Below are 20,056 nucleotides of genomic sequence, written 5' to 3'. Positions count from 1 at the left end.
GGCCTGGCATCCATGGCGCGAATTGTCCGTTATTTGTCCGGCGCGCGCATTTTCCTCTGTCTTCAAATCGCCGAATATGACTTCATGATCAACCTGGATGGAGCAAAAAATGTCCGGCCATGATACTGTCCTTCTCGTTATCGACGCCCAGGAGTCTTTCAGACATCGCGATTACTGGGATGAAAACCTCGCCTCCGCCTATATCGATCGTCAGCAGGCTCTGATCGACGGTGCGGAAGCCGATGGGATACCCATCATCCAAATCTTCCATGTCGATGAAAACGGGCCGTTTTCGGAAGCATCTGGGTTCGTCAGCACACTCGCCCCGCTCAGGATCGCCCCCAAGGCGACGTTCAGGAAGAGGCGCCATAGCGCCCTGGTCGGTTCCGGTCTCGACGTGTGGCTGACCGAGAACGGCGTCCGTCGTATCCTCGTCTCCGGCATCCGCACCGAACAGTGCTGCGAGACCACGACCCGTCATGCCTCCGATCTCGGCTATCAAGTCGACTATGTCGGCGAAGCGACGCTGACCTTCCCGATGACCGACGCCACAGGACGCACTTGGAGCGCGAAGGAAATCCGGGACCGGACCGAATTGGTCCTGTCGGGCCGGTTTGCTCGGATCGCGACCGTCGACCAGGCCCTGGCGGGGCGTGGAAAGTCACTCGCCGCATGACGGACGCCGCGCAGCCCTTCGATATTCCGGTCTTCGTCGTCGTGCCGCCGCGCGTGCTGCTGCTCGACGTCGCCGGCCCCATCGAAGTGCTGCGCAAGGCGAACCTCGAACAGTGCACAGTGCGCTTTACCGTCGCCTATATCGGCCCATCGGCGACGGTCGGCAGTTCGATCGGCCTTGCCGTTACGGGAGTCGCCGCATTGCCGGAGAGCTTGCCCGATACCGCGCTTGTCATCATTGCCGGCAGCGCCGATGCCCCGATGAAAAACAGCGCGCCAGGGAACGAACAGGAGCGCGCCGACCAGGCTGCCATCGTCGCATGGCTGAGGCACTCCATTCGCCCGGGAATTCGTCTGGTCTCGATCTGCTCGGGCCATTGCTCGCTGCCGAGGCAGGCATGCTCGATGGCCGCGATTGCACCACCCATCATGGCTGCATAGAGGATCTGGCGAGGCTCGCTCCCACCGCGCGCGTCCGGGACAACCGGCTCTATGTCGAGGATGGAGATCGCCTCACCAGCGCCGGCATCACCGCCGGCATAGACCTCATGCTGCATATCGTTGCCGAAGCGGCCGGGCACGCGTGTGCGCTTGCGGTGGCACGATATCTTGTCGTCTATCTCAGGCGCGGCGGATCGGATCCGCAGCTTTCACCCTGGCTCGAAGGTCGCAACCATATCCACCCGGTCATTCACCGTGCACAGGATGCCGTGGCCGCCAACCCGTCTGAGGATTGGTCGGTGGTGTCGCTCGCCCGCCTCAGCGGCGCCAGCCCGCGCAACCTTTCACGGCTGTTCAACGAGCAGACGGGCATGAGCGTGACGGATTTCGTCAACCGTATGCGCGTGGCTCTTGCCCGCGAGATGCTCGCCGGTTCACGGCTGGACATGGAGGCTGTCGCGATGCGCGCCGGCTTCGGCTCGGCGCGGCAACTCCGCCGCGCCTGGAACCGTCTGAATGACGGCCCACCGAGTGCGGCACGGTCGAGGCTACCTACAGGCTCATAGCGCAAGAGGAAGGACGGACGGGCCGATGCCCTACACCTCGACTCCCCAGATTTCGATCTGAGTCAGCGCCGGATAGGGCGAGGCGTCTTCGGCCTTGATCAGGCCGTGGAGTTCCACCCATTCGACGATGCATGGTTCTATGGAAAAGCCCTGCGCGGTGCCCGATTTCACCAGCGAAAAACAGGAGGTCTTGCCATTCGAGAAGGTGACGCTGGCCTTTTCCCACCAGGAATCATGCGGAAAGTCGGCCCGGAGATAGAAAACGACCTCGTCTATCCTGACCGGCCTGCCGAATTCCACCGTCAGTGCTGCTTGCGGATCGCGATTGATGCCCCAGCTCGTATAGGGCCAGAAGCCGTGATCATCGTTGGCCTTCTCGCCGTCGATCGCGTTGCGCGCGGCAAAGACCGCTTCGCCGCGGGTCTCGACATTGGCGCGCGCATGCGGAAACAGAGCCCGATTGGCGTGATCGTCCCAGGGGTTGAGGGCGAGATTGCGCCGGCAAATGATCTCGTCCGGCCGTGTGCTTCGCGCTGAAAGCCGGTGGATATCGCCCCTGAAGGCATTCGGCGAATAGGGCTTGCGCTTATCGCCGAAGGGTACGGCGAGCGAATAGACGCATTCCTTCATATAGACCAGGCCGGGTTGGATCGCGCCATCAAGGGAGAGGAAGACATGTCCGGGCTCGGAGACCTCCACGACCACGCGATCGCCTTCGCGATAGCTCTGGCGATAGACCAGGAACGTCTCGTCCCGGCCTATGGAACTCGCCACCACCGCCCCACCGGCATCCACGATCTTCAGCGTCAATTCCATGCTCGCCCTCCCCAGAGCATGATGCCGAAAAGCGTAAGCGATTTTCGGACGACATCATGCTCTAACTCTTTAATTTTAGAACAGGATTCAGATTTTTAAGCCGACCCGGCCTGAAATCATCCTGTTCTAGACGATCCGCAATCTCAGCAGCCTGCCGGCAAACGGCAGGCGCAACCGGTAGATTTTCTCGGGCCAGGCCGATCTCAGCCGGGCGTCCTCCACGACGATCTCGTCGATTTCGATCTCGCCGGCGCCCTCGACGAAAATGCTGCCGAGATCGGCGAGATCGATCCTGTCCGGGCCGACGGTCGGCGCCAGGCATGTCATCAGCGACAGGACCGCCGGCTTGCCGCCGTCATAGGTGTCGACGATCTCGACATGGCGGCCGCGCAGCAGGGAAACGACGCGCCGATAGCTGTGCAACTGCGCTTCAGGGGGATAGGCGTCTGAAATATCGAGCGCTATGCGCGCGCTCCCTTCGTCAAACCCGACCTCGACATCGCGCGCGCCAAAAGCTTCGCCGGCCGACTGCATGACGCCTGCAAATGTCGGCAGGTTGTGGAACGCCGACTGCATCGTCCATATCTCGTAGCGCCGCGCCGAAAAGGTTTTTGCGGTATAGGTCTCGACGCCGACATCGATCAGGAACGGACGTCCGTTCTTGTAGAGCGTCACGCTCCCGACATCGTTGTGATTGTGGCCCTCGCCATTGTTGCCGCCCTTGACGGCAAGCGAAAACTGCTCGTCGCGGGCGATGAACAGGCCGATGCCGGGATAGAAGATGTCGCGCTGGGATGCAGGATGCGGCGGGGCGGCAGCGGGAAGCGTCGGGCCGGCCAGCAGTTCCTGCACGCGATACCAGAGGTTCCATTCCCCGGGTATATGCGAATTGTTGGAAGCGGCTCTGTCAGCTGCGGCGAACTCAGTCAGCATCTCAGAGCCGACCGCCTGTCCGAACAGGTATTCCCGCGCGCTGCAGGGTTCGATCACCGCGGAGGAATCCGCGAAATTGAAATAGTAGCGGCCGGCCACATGCATATGGGCAATATATTCGGCCATGTTGCGGATCTTCGGCTGCTGCCAGACCCCGGCGAACAGGCCGGGCGCCACGGCGTCCAGGATGGTCAACGCACCATGCAGGCAGAGCGCGGCGTGGCGGTAATAGAGCACGCCCTCCTCGCAGGCGCCGTCCTCGGCATAGTCCTTCAGGAAGGCGTCGAGGCTGCCGAGCGCGTTTTTGACGACGGCGTGACGCGTGGGCTGATCTGTTTTCAGGGAGAAAACCGTCAACAGGACGTTCTGGCTTATCCATGCCGTCCAGTTGTTCATCCGCTCTTCGCCGCGGCCCATCCACCAGAAATGCCGGCCGAGATAGGGCGAGAGGATGCGGATCTCGATCTCGCGCTCGACGCGTGCCGTAATCTCGGGGCTGATGGCGTCGAGCTCGTCGCGAAACAATGCGACGACGGTGGCAAGCAGGGCGGCTGTTTCGGCGGCGAAGAGATCGACGACAGGCTGCGAATTGTCGGGAAGCGGCAGGCGCGCGCCGCTTCGTTCATAGGCGTTATGCGCCGGCAGCTGCCAGCCGCTCTCCTCCACGATCAGGAAGATGCCGTCGACGATCTTCCGCAGGAAGCGCGCGCCGCCTTCGACGAGTTCGCCGAGCACCAGATTGTTGAGCATCCGGCGGCGTGTGAAATAAAGCTCCTCGAAGCGCGCGCGGTTGCCGGTTTCGGTGAACTCCCGGTAATCCGAGGCCGCAATCAGCGGCCAGGCGCGCGCAACCGTCTCTTCGGCCTCGCCAATGACCAGTTCCCGTAGCGCTTGCGGCACAGTGCTCCATCTGAGGCGATCGGAGCCGACCGCCCCGGGCGTAAAATCGCCCAGCACATCCGGCAGCTCCCCTGAAATCTCGCTGAACATGTCCCTCCCCGTACCGGAAAAGCATCGATGGTCGTTTGGTCTCTGCATGCTCACCTATCATATGTATTTCGCGCTTTCTATAACATTCGTATGATCTATCCAGAACTTGTTTGACCAATACCCGATATGTGCTATGTGGTTGCGGGAGGAAGAGGAGGCATCGGTGTCCCTATCGAATTCGGTCATCGCGACGGATGGCGCTCCGGCAATCCCAAGCCGAAAAGTCGCGGTCTTGTCCAAGCGGCAGCGCAGGATCCGCAGCGCGCTCGTCGCCTATTCCTTCATTGCGCCGAATTTCATCGGCTTTGCCGTCTTCACGCTCGGCCCGATCCTGTTCGCCTTCGTGCTCGCCTTCATGCATTGGGACGGCTCGAATGCGATCACATTCGCCGGGCTGGATAATTTCTGGCGGCTCTTCGAGGACAAGGCCTTTATCGCGGCGTTCTGGAACACGGTGATCTATACGGTCGCTTCCGTCCCTGCGACGCTCATCTGCGCGCTCGGCCTCGCCGTTCTCCTCAATCAAAAGATCGCGGGACGTGATTTTTTCCGTACGGCGATGTTCTTCCCCTATGTCGCCTCGCTGGTGGCCGTCGCGGTCGTCTGGAACATGATCTTCAATCCCGAGATGGGACCGGTGAACATGATCCTTTACACGCTCGGCCTCGATCCCAAGAACATGCCGGGATGGGCTGCCGATCGCCACTGGGCGATGGTGACGGTGATCCTCTTCGGCATCTGGAAGAACATGGGCTATTACATGGTCATCTATCTGGCCGGCCTGCAGGGTATTAATTCGGAGCTCTATGAGGCCGCCGATCTCGATGGCGCCAATTCCTGGCAGAAGTTCATCCATGTCACTGTGCCGCAGCTCGGGCCGACGACCTTCTTCGTCACAGTGATGCTGACGATCCAGTCCTTCAAGGTGTTCGACCAGATCTACATGATCACCCAGGGCGGGCCTGGCACCTCGACGCTCGTCCTCGTCTACCACATATACAACGAGGCCTTCATTTCCTGGGATCTCGGCTATTCCAGCATGGTTGCGCTCGTTCTGTTCTTCCTCGTGCTCGCGGTCACCGTCTTCCAGTTCCGGCGCCAGAGGGAGGATGGTGAATGAGGATCGCAGGACGCAAGGTGACCGTCAGATCGGTCGCGATCTACGCCATCGTCATCGCAGTCACGCTCATCATGCTGATGCCGTTTGCCTGGATGCTTTCGGCATCGCTGAAGCTCAGCCGCGACGTGTTCGCCTTCCCGATCGAGTGGATACCGTCCGAGCCGCAATGGCATAACTACGTCGATATCTGGACGAAGATCCCGCTCGCGCTCTTCATCTACAACACGTCGAAGCTGACGATCATCGTCACGCTGCTGCAGCTTTTGACCTCCAGCTTTGCGGCCTACGCGTTTGCCAAGCTGAATTTCCCCTACAAGAACACCCTGTTTCTCGGTTACATCGCCACCATCGCCATGCCCTGGCAGGTCTATATGGTGCCGCAATTCCTGCTGATGCGTGAATTCGGCCTCAACAACACCCATCTGGCGCTGATCTGCCTGCAGGCCTTCACCGCCTTCGGTGTCTTCCTGATGCGGCAGTTCTACATGTCGATCCCGACCGAGCTCTGCGAGGCGGCTCGCATCGACGGCATGAACGAGTACCAGATCTGGGCGCGTATCATGCTGCCGCTGTCGAAGCCCGCACTCTCGACGCTGACGATCTTCACTTTCGTCACCACCTGGAACGATTTTCTCGGGCCGATGATCTACCTGACCAAGACCGAGCTGAAGACCGTCCAGATCGGCCTGCGTATGTTCATCTCGCAATATTCGGCCGAATACGGGCTCATCATGGCTGCCTCCGTTGTCGCCCTCATTCCGGTTCTCGTCGTATTCCTCTCTCTCCAGCGTTTCTTCGTCGAGGGCATAGCCTCCACGGGACTGAAGGGTTAAATCCATGAACGCCGTCTCGTCCGTCGCCCCACAGCCGATCACCGATCCGGAGGTCAAAGCCGCGCTCGATCTTGCCGTCGAGCAGATCAGGCGCAACCTCCCCCAATTCACCCATGCCTCGCAGAACCATTCGAGCGTCGGAAATTTCTATCCCGCGGTGGCGAACGACCAATGGACAGCGGGCTTCTGGCCCGGCGAGCTGTGGCTCGCTTTCGAGCACAGCGGCGAGGCGGTTTTCCGCGATGCCGCGCAGGTCCAAGTCCAGTCATTCCTGCATCGGATCGTGAACCGCATCGAGACCGATCATCACGACATGGGCTTTCTCTATTCGCCCTCTTGCATCGCCGCCTGGAAGCTCGTCGGAGACGAGGATGGCCGCAGGGCCGCCATCCTGGCCGCCGACCAGCTGATCGAGCGCTTCCAGCCCGTCGGTCAGTTCATCCAGGCCTGGGGCCGCAAGGGCAAGGCGGAGGAATACCGCTACATCATCGACTGCCTCTTGAACCTGCCGCTTCTCTACTGGGCAAGCCGCGAGACCGGCAATCCGAAATACCGCGAGATCGCGCTCATTCACGCCCGCACAACGCTTGCCAACTCGGTTCGGCCGGATGATTCCACCTATCACACCTTCTATCTGGACCCGGTCACCGGGGCGCCGGTGCGCGGCGCCACCAAACAGGGTTACAAAGACGATAGCGCCTGGGCGCGCGGACAGGCCTGGGCAATCGCTGGCATGGCGCTCTCCTATCGCTATGAGCGGATCGAGGAATATCGCCAAACCTTCGACAGGTTGCTTGCCTTCTATCTCAACCGGCTGCCGGCCGACATGGTGCCCTATTGGGATCTCGTCTTTTCGGATGGCGATGGCGAGCCGCGCGACAGCTCGTCGGCCTCGATCGCCGCCTGCGGCCTTCTGGAGATGGCCGATCTCGTCGAACCGGAACCGGCCTCACGCTATCGCACGCTGGCGCGCCGCATGATGAAGAGCCTTGCGGATCATTATGCGGTCAAGGATCCCACCGTCTCCAACGGCCTGGTGCTGCACGCCACCTATTCGAAGAAATCGCCGTTCAACACCTGCCGGGGCGAGGGCGTCGATGAATGCGTCTCCTGGGGAGATTATTATTACATGGAAGCTTTGACGCGCCTTTCGCGCAACTGGTCTTCCTATTGGTGAATTCAGGAGAACTCGATGGCCAGCATTTCGCTTAAAGAGCTGAACAAGAGCTACGGTGCGCTCACCGTCGTCCACGACATCGACCTTGAGATCGCAGACAAGGAATTCATCATTCTGGTCGGCCCGTCGGGCTGCGGCAAATCGACGACGCTACGGATGATCGCCGGCCTCGAGGAAATATCGGGTGGAGAGCTCAAGATCGGCGGCGACGTCATGAACGACGTCCCTTCCAAGGATCGGGATATCGCCATGGTGTTCCAGAATTATGCGCTCTATCCGCATATGACCGTCTACAAGAACATGGCTTTCGGTTTGCAGCTCAGGAAGGTGTCGCGCGACTTCATCGATGCCCAGGTGCAGGACGCCGCCAGGATCCTCGACATCAGCCATCTCCTGAACCGCAAGCCGAAGGCGCTTTCGGGCGGGCAGCGCCAGCGCGTCGCGCTCGGCCGCGCCATGGTGCGCAATCCGGCCGTCTTCCTTCTCGACGAGCCGCTTTCCAATCTCGACGCCAAGCTGCGCGGCACGATGCGCTCGGAAATCACCAAGCTGCACAAGCGCCTCAACGCCACCTTCATCTACGTCACCCATGACCAGGTCGAGGCCATGACCATGGCGGACCGGATCGTCGTCATGAAGGACGGGCACATCCAGCAGGTGGATACGCCGCAGAACCTCTATGACCGCCCCGTCAACATGTTCGTTGCCGGCTTCATCGGCGCGCCGCAGATGAACATGCTGCCCTCGACCATTCTGCGCCGGGGCGACGGCTACGTCGCCGTCTTCGACGGCCGGGAACTGCCGCTGCCTGCCCATTTCGACAAAAGCAGGATCGCCCCCTACGAGGGCCGCGAACTGGTGCTTGGCATCCGTCCGGAGAATTTCCACGAGCTGCCGCCGGCCGACATCGCGCCCGAGAACCTGGCGCCTATCAAGGCGGTCGTGGAACTTGCCGAACCGATGGGATCGGAAGTGCACCTGAACATGGTAGCAGGGGGTCGCAATCTGATCGCCCGCGTCTCGCCGCGCTACCGGCCTGATATCGGCGAGGAGGCGGTGCTGGTCGCCGATATGACCAATACGCAGCTGTTCGACAAGGAAACGGAACGCTCGATTCTATACTGAGACGCCTGCGGGAGACGGCAATGCAGTGGTTGCGGGACATGTGGACGAGGGAGGGACCGGGCATTCCGAAGGATGCGCCGAAGAGGACCGGCCTTGCCCTGTTCGCCGAGATCCTCGTCCGCGAGTGGTGGGAGATGGTTAAGCTGAACATCCTCTTCATCCTGTCCGCCCTCTTCGTCGTGACGCTGCCGGCAGCGCTCGCCGCCATGGCCCGGGTCTCGGTCGCCGTTGTGGAAGATCGCAACACCTATCTGCTCAGGGACTTCACGGAAGCTTTTCTGCGCTACTTCTGGCGCGCCACCGGCTGGGGCCTGGCGTTGGGCGGCGCCCTCGCGATCGGCATCTATGCGATCGTCACCTATGCCGCAGGCGCGCGCAACAATCTGTTGCTCAGCGCACCGCTGACGATCGCCCTCGTCGCCACCGCTTTCATCGCGGTTCTCGCCTGCCATCTCATCGTTCTGATGGTGATGCGCGATCTACCGGCTCTGAGGTTGCTGCGCCTCGCCGCGCTCGCCTCCGTCATCCGTCCGCTCCCGGCGCTCGCCGCACTCGCCTTTACCGCCGGCCTCTGGCTGGCGCATGTCCTCTTCTATCCGGTTTCGGTGTTCATGCCGGCAACCTTCAATTTTTCACTCGGAATGTTCGCCGTCGCATTCGGCGTCCATCGGGCGGCGGTGACGGTTCTAGACCTGCCAAACGCAACACAGCCGCACAGCGAACCGCATCGACGAGACGCTTCATAGAATAACTGATCCAGAGATGATCCAGGGAAGGAGAACGGGAATGTATTTGGATAAATTCGGGGGGACGGTGAAACTTGCCGTGGCAGGATTCACCTTGGCGGCGATGACGACCGGGGCAGCGTTTGCCCAGGACGCCGTGACGCTCAAATGGGCTTTGTGGGATTGGGACAAGACCGCCTATTACAAGCCTCTGATCGAGGCCTATCAGGCCAAACACCCCAACGTGAAGTTCGAGCCGATGGACCTCGGCTCGCAAGACTACCAGCAGATGATCTCGACGCAGCTGACCGGCGGCTCCAAGGACATCGACATCGTCACCATCAAGGATGTGCCGGGCTACACCAATCTGGTGCGCGCCGGCAACATCGCCGATCTCAGCGGCTTCGTGAAGAATCAGAAGATCGACCCGGCTCCCTTTGGCGGCCTGATCGAGGAACTGACCATCGATGGCAAGATCTACTCCCTGCCGTTCCGCTCCGACTTCTGGGTTGTCTATTACAATAAGGATATATTCGACAAAGCAGGCGTCCCCTACCCCACCAATGACATGACCTGGGCGCAGTTCGACGAGACCGCCGAGAAGCTTTCAGGCGGCATGGGCACCAACAAGACCTATGGCGCGCTTCTGCATACCTGGCGGTCAACCGTTCAATTGCCCGGCATCCTCGACGGAAAACACACGCTTGTCGACGGCGACTACGGCTTCCTGAAGCCCTGGTACGAGAGGGCGCTGACCCTGCAGAAGGATGGCGCGATTCCCTCCTATGCCTTCCTGAAGACGTCGAACACACATTATTCGGCGCTCTTCTTCAATGGCACGATCGGCATGCTGCCGATGGGAACCTGGTTCGTCGGCACCCAGATCACCAAGGTGAAATCGGGTGAATCGAAGAGCAGGAACTGGGGCATCGTCAAGTTCCCGCATCCCGACGGTGTGGCAACCGGCACGACCGCTGCGCAGATTTCCGGCCTGGCGGTCAACGCCAATTCCGACCACAAGGATGCCGCGCTCGATTTCATCAAGTTTGTCACCGGTCCTGAGGGCGCAGCAGTTATCGCGTCGACGGGCACCTTCCCTGCGCTCAAGACGGATGATGTCAGCGCCAAGATCGCGGCAACACCCGGATTTCCTGAGGATGCGGCCAGCAAGGAGGCGCTGAAGCCGTCGAAAGCCTACCTGGAGATGGCGGTCAACCCGAACGCCGCCAAGATCGAGGTCGTACTCAACCGGGTGCATGACGCGATCATGACTGACAGCACCTCCGTCGATGACGGGCTGAAGGAAATGACCGAAGGCGTGAAGGCCATCAAGTAGGCGTCCAGAAATTTCGACGGCCGCGGGCAATATCTGGCCGCGGCCGATCCTGTTTTCCGTGAATTTCGAGCCTGACAATGATATATGATCCCGCCCGGGCCAATCCGCTTTTCGGCAATCCCCTGAAGACACGCGACGACCTCGCCAAGGCCGTCACCGATCTCTTCGAGCCGCTGCTGCCGTATTTTTCCGAAGGCGGCGCCCGTGTGCGCCTCGGCGCAGCCGGCGCGATTTTCGATCGGGCGGCGGCGGATCTGGAGGGATTTGCGCGGCCGCTCTGGGGGATCGTTCCGCTCGTTGCCGGCGGCGGCGCGTTTCCGCATTGGGACCTCTATCGCCGCGGGCTGGCAAACGGCACCAATCCTGCTCATCCCGAATATTGGGGCGATCTTGCCGACCGCAATCAGCGGCTGGTCGAGCTCGCCGCGGTCGGCTTCGCCCTGGCGCTCGTGCCCGAGCACATCTGGGAACCGCTCAACGACGGCGAGAAGAAGACGGTCGCTGCCTATCTTCTTCGAGCGCGCGAGTTGGAATTCATCGACAATAACTGGAAATTCTTCCGTGTGCTCATCGATCTCGGGTTGGAACGCGTGGGCGTGGCGTTCGATCACCGGAAAACCCTCGCCTATCTCGACGAACTGGAGGCCTTCGACCTCGGAGAAGGCTGGTATCGCGACGGGCCGGTTCGGCGGGTCGATCATTACATTCCCTTTGCCATGCATTTCTACGGAATGATCTATGCCGTCCTGGCCAAGGGCGACGAGGCGCGCAAGGATCGCTTCCGCGATCGCGCCGAGATCTTCGCCAGCGATATCCGCCACTGGTTCGGCCCGGATGGGGCAGCCCTTGCCTTCGGCCGCAGCCAGACCTACCGCTTCGCGGCCGGAGGTTTCTGGGGCGCGCTTGCCTTTGCCGGTGTCGAAGCCCTGCCCTGGGCCGAGATCAAGGGCTATTACGTGCGCCATATCCGCTGGTGGGCGGCGATGCCGATTGCCGATCGCGACGGCGTTCTTTCGGTCGGCTATGGCTATCCGAACCTCTTCATGAGCGAGAGCTACAACTCTCCCGGCTCGCCCTATTGGGCGCTGAAATTCTTCCTGCCGCTCGCCCTTCCGGGGGATCATCCCTTCTGGGCGGCCGAGGAGGCGTCGCAGCCGGAATTTCCGGAGCCGGTTGCGTTGAAGCCGGCGGGAATGGTCGCCATGCACACGCCGGGAAACGTGGTCGTGCTCTCCTCAGGGCAGCAGCACGACAAGATGCTCGGTGCAAACGAGAAATATTCGAAATTCGTCTATTCCACCCGCTACGCCTTCAACGTCGAAGCCGACGACCGGAGTTTCTCCGCCGCAAGCTTCGACGGCATGCTCGGCCTCTCCGACGACGGCGTCCATTTCCGCATGCGCGAAACCCTCGAAGAGGCGTTGATCGCAGGCGACCTGCTCTATTCGCGCTGGCGCCCCTGGAGCGATGTCACTATCGAAACCTGGCTGCTTCCTGAAAATCCGTGGCACATCCGCATTCACCGCATCGCCACGCCACGCACACTCAGCACCATCGAGGGCGGTTTTGCGATCGAGCGCGCGGATTTCAATGCCGACCGCTCCGATGCAAGGGATGGCCGGGCTGTCTGGTACGGGCAGACCGACGTCAGCGCCATCGTCGATCTATCGCCCAATCCAAGGGCCGGCCATGCGATGAGCCCGATCCCGAACACCAATCTCATCCACGCCAAGACCCTACTGCCGCAGCTGCGCGGCAACATCGGCGCAGGCACCATCGTGCTGGTGACCGCCGCGATGGCCCTGCCCAGCCGTGAGAACTGGGCAAAAGCGCTCGATAATCCGCCAGCCCGTCCCCGCCTCGACGAGGTAGAGCGGCTCTTCCGCGAGAAAGGCGTACAGGTGCCGGCATTCGCCCTCGGGATGTAGCTTGGAGGCACCGGCTTCCGGGTTTCGACCGCGGGCCAGACGGTTGATTATCGTGCGGTGAACTCGAAACGGTATGCCTCACCAATGCGCTGCGCCAGCTGGGCCATTTGATCGTCAGGGATCTGCAGAACCCCGTGCTCCGCCATCAGTGCATGGTATTGCTGCTTTTCAAGAGGCACACCTGAGGGCAAGGGAACGACATGAAAATGCAGGTGGCTGTTGGCTTGTTGGCTGCCGAGCGAAAGCACATAAATTCGCTCGGCGTCGAACACGCTTTTGAGGGCGCGCGACAAGACATGCACCTTCTCCTGAAGTCGAAGATATTCATCCGTCGACATGTCCCGCGCCAGATCCTCACGGTGCTCCTTCGGACAGACGAGGCAATAGCCCGGTAGAGTGGGATATTTGCTCAGGAAAATGATCGTCTCGTGGTCTTCAAAAACGCGATGATGAAAGAAGGCAGGGTCGTTCCTGACCAAGCCGCAGATAAAGCATGGTGTTGTTCCGATGTCGTGCACATAGGCCTCGAGATCAAATGGTTGGCGTTCGATGATTCTGAACCTCTCCAATGGCGGTCGCAAACTTCCGGAATTTTGGCGCGGCAAACCGGCTGAAGAACATAATATTTTCGGATTACTCAATAGTTATATTTACATCTTCAACTAATGAATAAGAAAAACCCACTCTTCACAACATTGCTGTAATGAAATCCGGCAAAGCGCAGCAGCATACTCAGCTTTCAGTTTCCGAAATCTTGGGAGGAGGACGCAATGCCTACCATAATGATCTGTCACGATGTCAAGGACACGAAACACTGGCTCGCTTCACCCATCCGCAAGCAAGTACTGGAACCCAACGGCGTCACGAACATTCGCACGTTTACGGACTCTCAAAACTCCAACCGCGTCGGCTTGGTCATGGACGTTGCAGACATGGAAAAGTTGATGGCCTTCATGCAGACCAAGGCAGCGGCCGATGCGATGGCGAGTGACGGCGTCTTGCCCGAAACCATGGTGTTCCTCGTTCAATCGTAACACACGTCTTAACGAGTCTTGGAAATGCAACGCGGGAGGATGACATGACGACATTATTCGTGCGGCACGAGGTCTCCGACTACGCCGCTTGGCGCAAGATATATGATACCTTTTCGCCGGTGCAGAAGGCCAATGGGGTGACGGCGCAGGCCGTCTATCGAGCCATCGACAACCCGAACGATATTACCGTCACCCACGAGTTCGCCACGCTTGAAGCGGCGCAAGCATTCAGCAAGCTGGACGAATTGAAGACGGCGATGCGCACGGGAGGCGTGCTCGGCGCGCCGACGGTGTGGTTTACCAACAAGGCGTGACCGCTCTCAGTGCATGACATGCAGGCGGGTAGTGTGCGCTCGGCCGATTGCCGACCTTGATGGCAATGGCTAGCGACTGCAAATTTGTCCGAGTTCCTATTATCCGCTCCTGATGTCGCGCAAGAGATCCAGGCCGCGCTGGTATTTTTCCGTTTTCTTGCCGCTCTGTTCGGCCTGCCGGAGATTGTCTTCAAGATCGGCCTGTTTGACGGACAGGGCCAGCGGGTTTGATGCCGCACGTCTGACGAAGTCGTCATCCGGCTCATCTGGCCGCCGTGTCAAAGCATTCACCGCGGAGATGATCGCCGGCGGAAAGCCTTCTTCTCTCAGCCTGTCGAGCGTCCACCCGCTGCCCTTCTCGACCACATCATGAATGTAGGCGACCGTTCGTGTCTCGTCGCCGGAAACCAGAAGCGCTACCCGCTGGCAGTGCTCGAAGAATGGCCGGCCGGTCTTGTCCGCCTGGCCTTTATGGGCCGTAAGAGCGATCTGGATGGCATGGTCGAGATGCTGCATGGCGATCACGGCCCTTCGGTCTTCTTCACTTTCCGCCGGAAAGGCTTTTCGCCCGTCGTCATCTCGACGTCAGGGACCGGAGCCACGGCTGTTTGGACCGGCCTCGCTCGTGGCCGATCGAAGTCGCCGCTCTCACCGGCGCCTTGAAGCAGCGCCGCATCGTCCCTGTCGTCTTCATCGAGCAGGTCCTGCAGCGTCTCATGCTCATCCTCGCCGGCCAGTTCGTCGCAGGCTTGCAGCCAATGGCGCTCGTCAGCGCCATCGGGGTGGCCCTCGGCCTCCCAGATTTCGTAGGCGCGCTGGCGTATCTGCTCGTGCTTGTCTATGGCCATGATCTCCTCCAAGCGCATTGGGATGAGCCCTCCGAAGAGCGGCCCGGCCGCCTTTCAGGGCGTGTTGATGGTTGGAAGAAAATCCTCCACCTGTTTGCGTTGATCCTTTGGAAGCGTCTCCACCCGTTCCTTCCAGAACCGTTCGGCCTCCGGCGGGTCCTCATCCCATTGGCGGACATCGGTGATATTGTCGTCGATCTTGGAGCGGCGGTGGCCGCCGAGGCTGAGATATTCCCTTGCAAGCTTCAGGCTTGGGGTTTCCGTGCCGCTATTGCGATCTAATGCCGTCCTCGCGTTGCGCCGGGCAGTTTCCAATGCCCTTTTGCGATCGGTCTCAGCCCGTTCTGTATCGGCGGACCGCGCGTCGTCTGTGCCGCTCTCAGGCGGCACGCTGGATTTGAAAGTCGTCATGGATCACCTTTCGATATTGTGATCCAATAACCTTCGCAGACAGTGAGAGTTCCGCGTGAGTGGTGATTGATTTGAGCGGGCGATCCAGGCGGGGCCACGCCGCCGGCAGTCAATGGACAGCCATGCTCACCATCCGATAGGGGTGCACGGCTTCGAATTGCGAGATCATCGCCGCTGCCTGCTGCAATACCAACTCGGCATTCTCAGGATCGTCACGGGCGAGTTCATCGGCATTGACGCGGATCGCTTCAGCCATGTTGTTGGAGAGTGCCGCAAAATGCGTATTTCCTTCGACAAAGGCCTCGCGCGCCGTGTCCTCCAGCGTACGAGCGATATCGACGAGGATTTCCTCGCGTTCCTCGATACTGAGGTCTTTGATGATATTGGTCTTCTCTTCCATGTCACTCACTCCAAAAAGACGTGGGACGATGACCGAGCTTAAGAAAGCCTCGATCACCAAAGATTTGGGAATGCCGAAATCCGGATTCAAGCCTCAATCCTGCTCGAACTCGCCTCCGGCACCACGCCGTCGCCTTCATTATTCGAACGCGGGAGCCGATTTTCTGTTCCCTGCCGAGCGTTGGCACTCACCGGCAGAGAGTGCCAATTTTTCTTCCATCACCTCTTGAATTGTAGAATCATCGAACCAAATCATTCTCGCAAGGCGCGCGCGCGAGCACCCGCCCGGATTGGTCAGTCGGTCCGGTTAGAACAGGATGACTTTAGGCCTGCTCGGCCTAAAATCTGAATCCTGTTCTAATCTAAGAGTTAGAGCTTGATGTCGTCCGAAAACCGCGCACACTTTTCGGCATCATTCTCCAAGGGAACAACGTCATCACTGTTTGTCGATGGAGGAAAGACATGTCGTTCCGACCGCTTCATGACCGCATTCTCGTCCACCGGGTCGATTCAGAGGAAAAGACCAAGGGCGGCATCATCATTCCCGACACCGCCAAGGAAAAACCGCAGGAAGGCGAGGTCATCGCCGTTGGCCCTGGCGCGCGCAACGACGCCGGCCAGATCCAGGCGCTCGACGTCAAGCCCGGCGATCGCATCCTGTTCGGCAAATGGTCGGGCACCGAGATCAAGATCAATGGCGAAGACCTGCTGATCATGAAGGAAAGCGACGTGATGGGCATCATCGAACCGCAAGGTGAAAAGAAGCAGGCCGCCTGAGATCTGCGGACATCAGTCAAGGCCGGAGCGCTTCAGCTTTTCATGGAAACGCAGAACCGCTCCAACCTTTAATTTCTGACGCAATCCGAAAGGAATCCGCGTCGTACTTTTCCTGGAATTACTCTGGCCGCCTATGAAGGAGTGAGGACATGGCTGCTAAAGAAATCAAATTCAGCACCGAAGCCCGCGAGAAGATGCTGCGTGGCGTCGACATCCTGGCCAACGCCGTGAAGGCGACCCTCGGCCCGAAAGGCCGCAACGTCGTGATCGAACGATCTTTCGGCGCCCCGCGCATCACCAAGGACGGCGTTTCGGTTGCCAAGGAAATCGAACTCGAAGACAAGTTCGAGAACATGGGCGCCCAGATGGTCCGCGAAGTCGCCTCGAAGACCAGCGACATCGCCGGCGACGGCACCACGACGGCAACGGTACTGGCCCAGGCGATCGTCAAGGAGGGCGCCAAGGCGGTTACCTCAGGCATGAACCCGATGGACCTGAAACGCGGCATCGATCTTGCGGTCGCCGCCATCGTCGCGGAACTGAAGGCCAACGCCCGCAAGATCTCCAACAATTCCGAAATCGCCCAGGTCGGCACGATCTCCGCCAATGGCGATGCCGAAATCGGCCGCTTTTTGGCGGAAGCCATGGAAAGGGTCGGCAATGATGGCGTCATCACCGTTGAAGAAGCCAAGACCGCCGAAACCGAACTCGAAGTCGTCGAAGGCATGCAGTTCGACCGCGGCTATCTCAGCCCCTACTTCGTCACCAATGCCGACAAGATGCGGGTCGAGTTTGAAGACCCTTATATCCTCATCCATGAGAAGAAGCTCTCGAACCTGCAGTCGATGCTGCCGGTTCTCGAAGCTGTCGTCCAATCCAGCAAGCCGCTGCTCATCATCGCTGAAGACGTCGAAGGCGAAGCCCTGGCAACGCTCGTCGTCAACAAGCTGCGCGGCGGCCTGAAGATCGCCGCCGTCAAGGCTCCTGGCTTCGGTGACCGCCGCAAGGCCATGCTCGAAGACATCGCCATCCTGACCGCCGGCACCGTCATCTCCGAAGATCTCGGCATCAAGCTCGAATCCGTCACGCTCGATATGCTCGGCCGGGCCAAGAAGGTTTCGATCGAGAAGGAAAACACCACGATCGTCGATGGGTCAGGCGCCAAGTCCGACATCGAAGGCCGCGTTGCCCAGATCAGGGCCCAGATCGAAGAAACCACGTCGGACTATGACCGCGAGAAGCTGCAGGAACGTCTTGCCAAGCTCGCCGGCGGCGTTGCCGTCATCCGTGTCGGCGGCTCGACGGAAGTCGAAGTGAAGGAAAAGAAGGACCGCGTCGACGACGCGCTTCATGCAACCCGCGCTGCCGTTCAGGAAGGCATTCTGCCTGGTGGCGGCGTGGCGCTGCTGCGCGCCGTCAAGGCGCTCGACAATGTCAAAACCGCCAATGGCGACCAGCGCGTCGGCGTCGACATCGTTCGCCGCGCGGTCGAGGCACCGGCTCGCCAGATCGCCGAAAACGCCGGAGCGGAAGGCTCGGTCATCGTCGGTAAGCTGCGCGAGAAAAGCGAGTTCTCCTACGGCTGGAACGCTCAGACGGGCGAATATGGCGACCTCTATGCGCAGGGCGTCATCGATCCGGCCAAGGTGGTTCGCACCGCGCTGCAGGATGCGGCCTCCATCGCCGGTCTTCTCGTCACGACGGAAGCTATGATCGCCGAGAAACCCAAGAAGGACGCGCCACCGCCAATGCCCGCCGGCCCCGGTATGGACTTCTAAGGCGCTTGCCGGCCCGCCGGCCTCGCTGGGCGGGCCTTATCTGAGGGAATAGAGATGGTTCAAACGATCAAAACCCGATCGCAGGCACCGCTGGACTCCCGCGATCTCGAAATCTGCCAGCGGGTCTTCGACAAGATCAGATCCGAGTACCAGGTGGAAAAGGACAGCGACGAAGCCGAACGAACGGCGAGCATAATCATCGAGCTTTACCGGCAGGGCGTGCGTGACCCCAATCACCTGCAGTCGATGGTCGAGGCGTCCCGCGGCCTCTTCGAAACGAGCGAACGGTAGGAAATGCCGCGCCTGCGCGTAGTAAGCCGCGCGGAACAGAGATGTGATGGTGTTAGCGCGGATGCCCTCCGGAGGATTTACCCCGAAGAACGGTCATCTGCTCCTGCTGCACTTCATTTTCATCGTTCAAAATGGCTCGCCAAAGCCTGTTGCCGAGGCGAAGCGACACCCGTTTCGTCCCCTCGTGTTCAGCCGTGCCGATTTCCACGGAGCTGACGACGGAGCCATGGCGAATGTGGCGGCGAAGATCGGCGAGCGACAGCCCAAACCGCTGCGCCAGTTCGGATGATTCCAGGATGAAATCACCATTTGAATCGCGCTCGATCAGCACCGACTTTTTCTCCAGCTTCGTCCCACGCCGACCGCTCAGGCCACCGCCGGAATTGCATTGTCTTCCTTTGGCAGCAGCCGCGCTACTGCGCTCAGCAGATCCGTTTGCGATATCAGGCCGAGGATGCGGTAATCGTCGTCGACGATGATGACGGCATGCGTGCGGCCGTCCGTCAGAACGGGCAATAGCGACAGAGCGGCATCGGAAGGTCTGGCCACCGCCGGCCTCGAGATCGCATGCGCGATGGTCTCGGTGCTCATCGACAATTCCCGCAAGCCGACAGCGCCGACGAGGCGGCCTTCGGGGTCCTTAACCGGCAGCGTGCGGATATTATGCTTCAAGAGCAGATGCCGTGCGGCATCCGGTTCCGAAGCTTCGCCAATGGCGATCACGTCACGCGACATGATATCGGCACAGCTGATCTTGTCGGTTGAGCGGATCGCCGCTTGCAACTCAACCTGCTGCAGCAGCCGGCCGAGGTCTGCCCGGTCGATATCGAAGGTTTCGTCAAGCGCTTCGAGGGCCGCGTCGACATCCTCCTCGCGAAAACCCACCCGCACCGCCGATGGCAGGTCGATCGTCTGATGGGTGTTCTCCACGGGTTTCGGAACGACGTGCGGATAATTCCGCTTGGAAAGCTTGTGGAACAGCAGGCCAAGGCCGACGAGAATGCAGGAGTTCAAGGCGACGGGCACGAAGGGAAAGAGAAATCCCCAACCGGCAACGACAGGGCCGCCGAGCACGGCGGTCAGTGCGGCGGCTCCTCCTGGCGGATGAAGGCACCGCGTGAAGGACATCGCGCCGATGGCAAGCGAAACGCCGACACCGGTCGCGATGATCGGATCACGAATGAAATAGGCGGCAATGATCCCCATCAGAGCGGAAATCGTATTGCCGCCGATGATCGACCATGGCTGCGCCAGCGGGCTTGCAGGCACCGCGAAAAGAAGCACTGCGGACGCCCCCATCGGCGCGACGATCAAGGGAAGATGCGGCCCCTGCCCGAACAGATAGCCGCTGATGACGCCGGTGAAACCAATGGCCAGCAAAGCGCCGAGACATGCAATCAATCGCTCTCGTAGAGTCGCTCCCGCCAATATGGGTGAGAACAAACGGAAGCGGCGGAGGCGGCTCGATCCCACCTTCGGGGAAACGGGATACTGCATGACAAGACCAATTTTAAGCGAGGATTATCTGGCGGCGAAGGA

23 protein-coding genes and 1 pseudogene are annotated in these 20,056 nt (G+C 60.2%); 15 read left to right on the top strand and 9 right to left on the bottom strand.

Translation table 11 applies throughout. The features are described 5' to 3' along the window. Positions 1–97: 97 nt before the first annotated feature. Both AC2444_RS27100 and AC2444_RS27095 read left to right on the top strand, forming a co-directional pair. Positions 98–676, top strand: coding sequence for an isochorismatase family protein (locus tag AC2444_RS27100; protein ID WP_017996366.1), 579 nt, complete (start codon positions 98–100; stop codon positions 674–676). Further along, positions 673–1,682 (top strand): annotated as a pseudogene (locus AC2444_RS27095) (GlxA family transcriptional regulator). Before AC2444_RS27100 ends, AC2444_RS27095 begins: the two are co-directional and overlap by 4 nt. A 30-nt stretch (positions 1,683–1,712) precedes the next feature. Here AC2444_RS27095 and AC2444_RS27090 read toward each other — a convergent pair. Together AC2444_RS27090 and AC2444_RS27085 are read right to left on the bottom strand one after the other, a co-directional pair. Continuing rightward, positions 1,713–2,498 (bottom strand): carbohydrate-binding protein, encoded by a 786-nt coding sequence (locus tag AC2444_RS27090; RefSeq protein ID WP_128449824.1) that lies wholly within the window; start codon positions 2,496–2,498, stop codon positions 1,713–1,715. Positions 2,499–2,624: 126 nt separating this feature from the next. Further along, positions 2,625–4,421 (bottom strand): heparinase II/III domain-containing protein, encoded by a 1,797-nt coding sequence (locus AC2444_RS27085; RefSeq protein WP_128449825.1) that lies wholly within the window; start codon positions 4,419–4,421, stop codon positions 2,625–2,627. 133 nt (positions 4,422–4,554) lie between these two features. Here AC2444_RS27085 and AC2444_RS27080 point away from each other — a divergent pair, with 133 nt between their 5' ends. The 7 genes from AC2444_RS27080 to AC2444_RS27050 all read left to right on the top strand — a co-directional run bounded on the left by AC2444_RS27080 (position 4,555) and on the right by AC2444_RS27050 (position 12,665). Beyond that, positions 4,555–5,541: a carbohydrate ABC transporter permease gene (locus tag AC2444_RS27080; RefSeq protein WP_017996369.1), complete on the top strand. Its 987-nt coding sequence runs from the start codon at positions 4,555–4,557 to the stop codon at positions 5,539–5,541. Continuing rightward, complete coding sequence (locus AC2444_RS27075) at positions 5,538–6,374, top strand: carbohydrate ABC transporter permease (protein ID WP_003562853.1); 837 nt, start codon at positions 5,538–5,540, stop codon at positions 6,372–6,374. Before AC2444_RS27080 ends, AC2444_RS27075 begins: the two co-directional genes overlap by 4 nt. Positions 6,375–6,378: 4 nt before the next feature. Further along, the gene (locus tag AC2444_RS27070) at positions 6,379–7,551 is read left to right on the top strand and encodes a glycoside hydrolase family 88 protein (protein ID WP_012755416.1); all 1,173 of its coding nucleotides are present in this window, start codon (positions 6,379–6,381) and stop codon (positions 7,549–7,551) included. A gap of 15 nt (positions 7,552–7,566) precedes the next feature. Further along, positions 7,567–8,676 carry an ABC transporter ATP-binding protein gene (locus AC2444_RS27065; RefSeq protein ID WP_128449826.1) on the top strand — a complete coding sequence of 370 codons (1,110 nt, stop codon included), beginning with the start codon at positions 7,567–7,569 and terminating at the stop codon, positions 8,674–8,676. 20 nt (positions 8,677–8,696) lie between these two features. Beyond that, positions 8,697–9,422: a DUF624 domain-containing protein gene (locus AC2444_RS27060; RefSeq protein WP_017996372.1), complete on the top strand. Its 726-nt coding sequence runs from the start codon at positions 8,697–8,699 to the stop codon at positions 9,420–9,422. A 40-nt stretch (positions 9,423–9,462) separates the two neighbouring features. Continuing rightward, positions 9,463–10,737: an ABC transporter substrate-binding protein gene (locus tag AC2444_RS27055; RefSeq protein ID WP_128449827.1), complete on the top strand. Its 1,275-nt coding sequence runs from the start codon at positions 9,463–9,465 to the stop codon at positions 10,735–10,737. A 77-nt stretch (positions 10,738–10,814) separates the two neighbouring features. Beyond that, positions 10,815–12,665 (top strand): DUF2264 domain-containing protein, encoded by a 1,851-nt coding sequence (locus AC2444_RS27050; protein ID WP_128449828.1) that lies wholly within the window; start codon positions 10,815–10,817, stop codon positions 12,663–12,665. A 47-nt stretch (positions 12,666–12,712) separates the two neighbouring features. Here AC2444_RS27050 and AC2444_RS27045 read toward each other — a convergent pair whose 3' ends face one another. After that, positions 12,713–13,219 carry an HIT family protein gene (locus tag AC2444_RS27045; RefSeq protein ID WP_128449857.1) on the bottom strand — a complete coding sequence of 169 codons (507 nt, stop codon included), beginning with the start codon at positions 13,217–13,219 and terminating at the stop codon, positions 12,713–12,715. 216 nt (positions 13,220–13,435) lie between these two features. Between AC2444_RS27045 and AC2444_RS27040 the strand changes: the two genes are divergently transcribed. After that, positions 13,436–13,699 carry a hypothetical protein gene (locus AC2444_RS27040; RefSeq protein ID WP_012755410.1) on the top strand — a complete coding sequence of 88 codons (264 nt, stop codon included), beginning with the start codon at positions 13,436–13,438 and terminating at the stop codon, positions 13,697–13,699. Positions 13,700–13,743: 44 nt separating this feature from the next. Then, positions 13,744–14,013 (top strand): hypothetical protein, encoded by a 270-nt coding sequence (locus AC2444_RS27035; protein ID WP_003562868.1) that lies wholly within the window; start codon positions 13,744–13,746, stop codon positions 14,011–14,013. Between the two features lie 99 nt (positions 14,014–14,112). Here AC2444_RS27035 and AC2444_RS27030 read toward each other — a convergent pair whose 3' ends face one another. From AC2444_RS27030 to AC2444_RS27015, 4 genes are all read right to left on the bottom strand, one after another. After that, positions 14,113–14,529: an HD domain-containing protein gene (locus AC2444_RS27030; protein ID WP_003562869.1), complete on the bottom strand. Its 417-nt coding sequence runs from the start codon at positions 14,527–14,529 to the stop codon at positions 14,113–14,115. Between the two features lie 5 nt (positions 14,530–14,534). Beyond that, positions 14,535–14,861, bottom strand: a complete 327-nt coding sequence (locus AC2444_RS27025; protein ID WP_026157601.1) for a DUF2934 domain-containing protein — start codon at positions 14,859–14,861, stop codon at positions 14,535–14,537. 54 nt (positions 14,862–14,915) lie between these two features. Continuing rightward, positions 14,916–15,272: a hypothetical protein gene (locus tag AC2444_RS27020; RefSeq protein ID WP_003562872.1), complete on the bottom strand. Its 357-nt coding sequence runs from the start codon at positions 15,270–15,272 to the stop codon at positions 14,916–14,918. Positions 15,273–15,381: 109 nt separating this feature from the next. Then, positions 15,382–15,672 carry a hypothetical protein gene (locus AC2444_RS27015; protein ID WP_003562874.1) on the bottom strand — a complete coding sequence of 97 codons (291 nt, stop codon included), beginning with the start codon at positions 15,670–15,672 and terminating at the stop codon, positions 15,382–15,384. 28 nt (positions 15,673–15,700) lie between these two features. On the opposite strand from AC2444_RS27015, the gene AC2444_RS27010 reads away from it, so the two are divergent. The 4 genes from AC2444_RS27010 to AC2444_RS26995 all read left to right on the top strand — a co-directional run bounded on the left by AC2444_RS27010 (position 15,701) and on the right by AC2444_RS26995 (position 18,517). Next, a complete protein-coding gene (locus tag AC2444_RS27010) occupies positions 15,701–15,901 on the top strand; it encodes a hypothetical protein (protein WP_128406107.1) in 201 nt (66 codons plus the stop codon). A gap of 232 nt (positions 15,902–16,133) precedes the next feature. Continuing rightward, a complete protein-coding gene (locus tag AC2444_RS27005; RefSeq protein WP_003562876.1) occupies positions 16,134–16,448 on the top strand; it encodes a co-chaperone GroES in 315 nt (104 codons plus the stop codon). Positions 16,449–16,597: 149 nt separating this feature from the next. Continuing rightward, a complete protein-coding gene (groL, locus tag AC2444_RS27000) occupies positions 16,598–18,226 on the top strand; it encodes a chaperonin GroEL (protein ID WP_128449829.1) in 1,629 nt (542 codons plus the stop codon). Positions 18,227–18,280: 54 nt separating this feature from the next. Further along, positions 18,281–18,517, top strand: a complete 237-nt coding sequence (locus tag AC2444_RS26995; RefSeq protein WP_128449830.1) for a hypothetical protein — start codon at positions 18,281–18,283, stop codon at positions 18,515–18,517. A 52-nt stretch (positions 18,518–18,569) separates the two neighbouring features. On the opposite strand, the gene AC2444_RS26990 is transcribed toward AC2444_RS26995, so the two are convergent. Together AC2444_RS26990 and AC2444_RS26985 are read right to left on the bottom strand one after the other, a co-directional pair. Next, positions 18,570–18,848, bottom strand: a complete 279-nt coding sequence (locus AC2444_RS26990) for a DUF6522 family protein (protein ID WP_017996380.1) — start codon at positions 18,846–18,848, stop codon at positions 18,570–18,572. A 35-nt stretch (positions 18,849–18,883) separates the two neighbouring features. After that, entirely contained in the window at positions 18,884–20,014 is a 1,131-nt protein-coding gene (locus tag AC2444_RS26985) for an HPP family protein (protein ID WP_003562881.1), read from the bottom strand. Positions 20,015–20,056 lie beyond the last annotated feature (42 nt).

The organism is Rhizobium sp. WSM1328, assembly GCF_057653715.1.
Note: the sequence above shows the minus strand (reverse complement) of the source record. Positions and strands in the feature narration are given on the sequence as shown.

Coding starts and splice junctions, on each gene's coding strand:
- AC2444_RS27015 (WP_003562874.1), bottom strand. CDS start 15,672: ATGGAAGAGAAGACCAATATCATCAAAGACCTCAGTATCGAGGAACGC.
- AC2444_RS27030 (WP_003562869.1), bottom strand. CDS start 14,529: ATGCAGCATCTCGACCATGCCATCCAGATCGCTCTTACGGCCCATAAA.
- AC2444_RS26995 (WP_128449830.1), top strand. CDS start 18,281: ATGGTTCAAACGATCAAAACCCGATCGCAGGCACCGCTGGACTCCCGC.
- AC2444_RS27080 (WP_017996369.1), top strand. CDS start 4,555: ATGTGGTTGCGGGAGGAAGAGGAGGCATCGGTGTCCCTATCGAATTCG.
- AC2444_RS27085 (WP_128449825.1), bottom strand. CDS start 4,421: ATGTTCAGCGAGATTTCAGGGGAGCTGCCGGATGTGCTGGGCGATTTT.
- AC2444_RS27005 (WP_003562876.1), top strand. CDS start 16,134: ATGTCGTTCCGACCGCTTCATGACCGCATTCTCGTCCACCGGGTCGAT.
- groL (WP_128449829.1), top strand. CDS start 16,598: ATGGCTGCTAAAGAAATCAAATTCAGCACCGAAGCCCGCGAGAAGATG.
- AC2444_RS27010 (WP_128406107.1), top strand. CDS start 15,701: ATGACCGAGCTTAAGAAAGCCTCGATCACCAAAGATTTGGGAATGCCG.
- AC2444_RS27065 (WP_128449826.1), top strand. CDS start 7,567: ATGGCCAGCATTTCGCTTAAAGAGCTGAACAAGAGCTACGGTGCGCTC.
- AC2444_RS27055 (WP_128449827.1), top strand. CDS start 9,463: ATGTATTTGGATAAATTCGGGGGGACGGTGAAACTTGCCGTGGCAGGA.
- AC2444_RS27040 (WP_012755410.1), top strand. CDS start 13,436: ATGCCTACCATAATGATCTGTCACGATGTCAAGGACACGAAACACTGG.
- AC2444_RS27075 (WP_003562853.1), top strand. CDS start 5,538: ATGAGGATCGCAGGACGCAAGGTGACCGTCAGATCGGTCGCGATCTAC.
- AC2444_RS27100 (WP_017996366.1), top strand. CDS start 98: ATGGAGCAAAAAATGTCCGGCCATGATACTGTCCTTCTCGTTATCGAC.
- AC2444_RS27035 (WP_003562868.1), top strand. CDS start 13,744: ATGACGACATTATTCGTGCGGCACGAGGTCTCCGACTACGCCGCTTGG.
- AC2444_RS27060 (WP_017996372.1), top strand. CDS start 8,697: ATGCAGTGGTTGCGGGACATGTGGACGAGGGAGGGACCGGGCATTCCG.
- AC2444_RS27025 (WP_026157601.1), bottom strand. CDS start 14,861: ATGGCCATAGACAAGCACGAGCAGATACGCCAGCGCGCCTACGAAATC.
- AC2444_RS27020 (WP_003562872.1), bottom strand. CDS start 15,272: ATGACGACTTTCAAATCCAGCGTGCCGCCTGAGAGCGGCACAGACGAC.
- AC2444_RS27050 (WP_128449828.1), top strand. CDS start 10,815: ATGATATATGATCCCGCCCGGGCCAATCCGCTTTTCGGCAATCCCCTG.
- AC2444_RS27070 (WP_012755416.1), top strand. CDS start 6,379: ATGAACGCCGTCTCGTCCGTCGCCCCACAGCCGATCACCGATCCGGAG.
- AC2444_RS26985 (WP_003562881.1), bottom strand. CDS start 20,014: ATGCAGTATCCCGTTTCCCCGAAGGTGGGATCGAGCCGCCTCCGCCGC.
- AC2444_RS27090 (WP_128449824.1), bottom strand. CDS start 2,498: ATGGAATTGACGCTGAAGATCGTGGATGCCGGTGGGGCGGTGGTGGCG.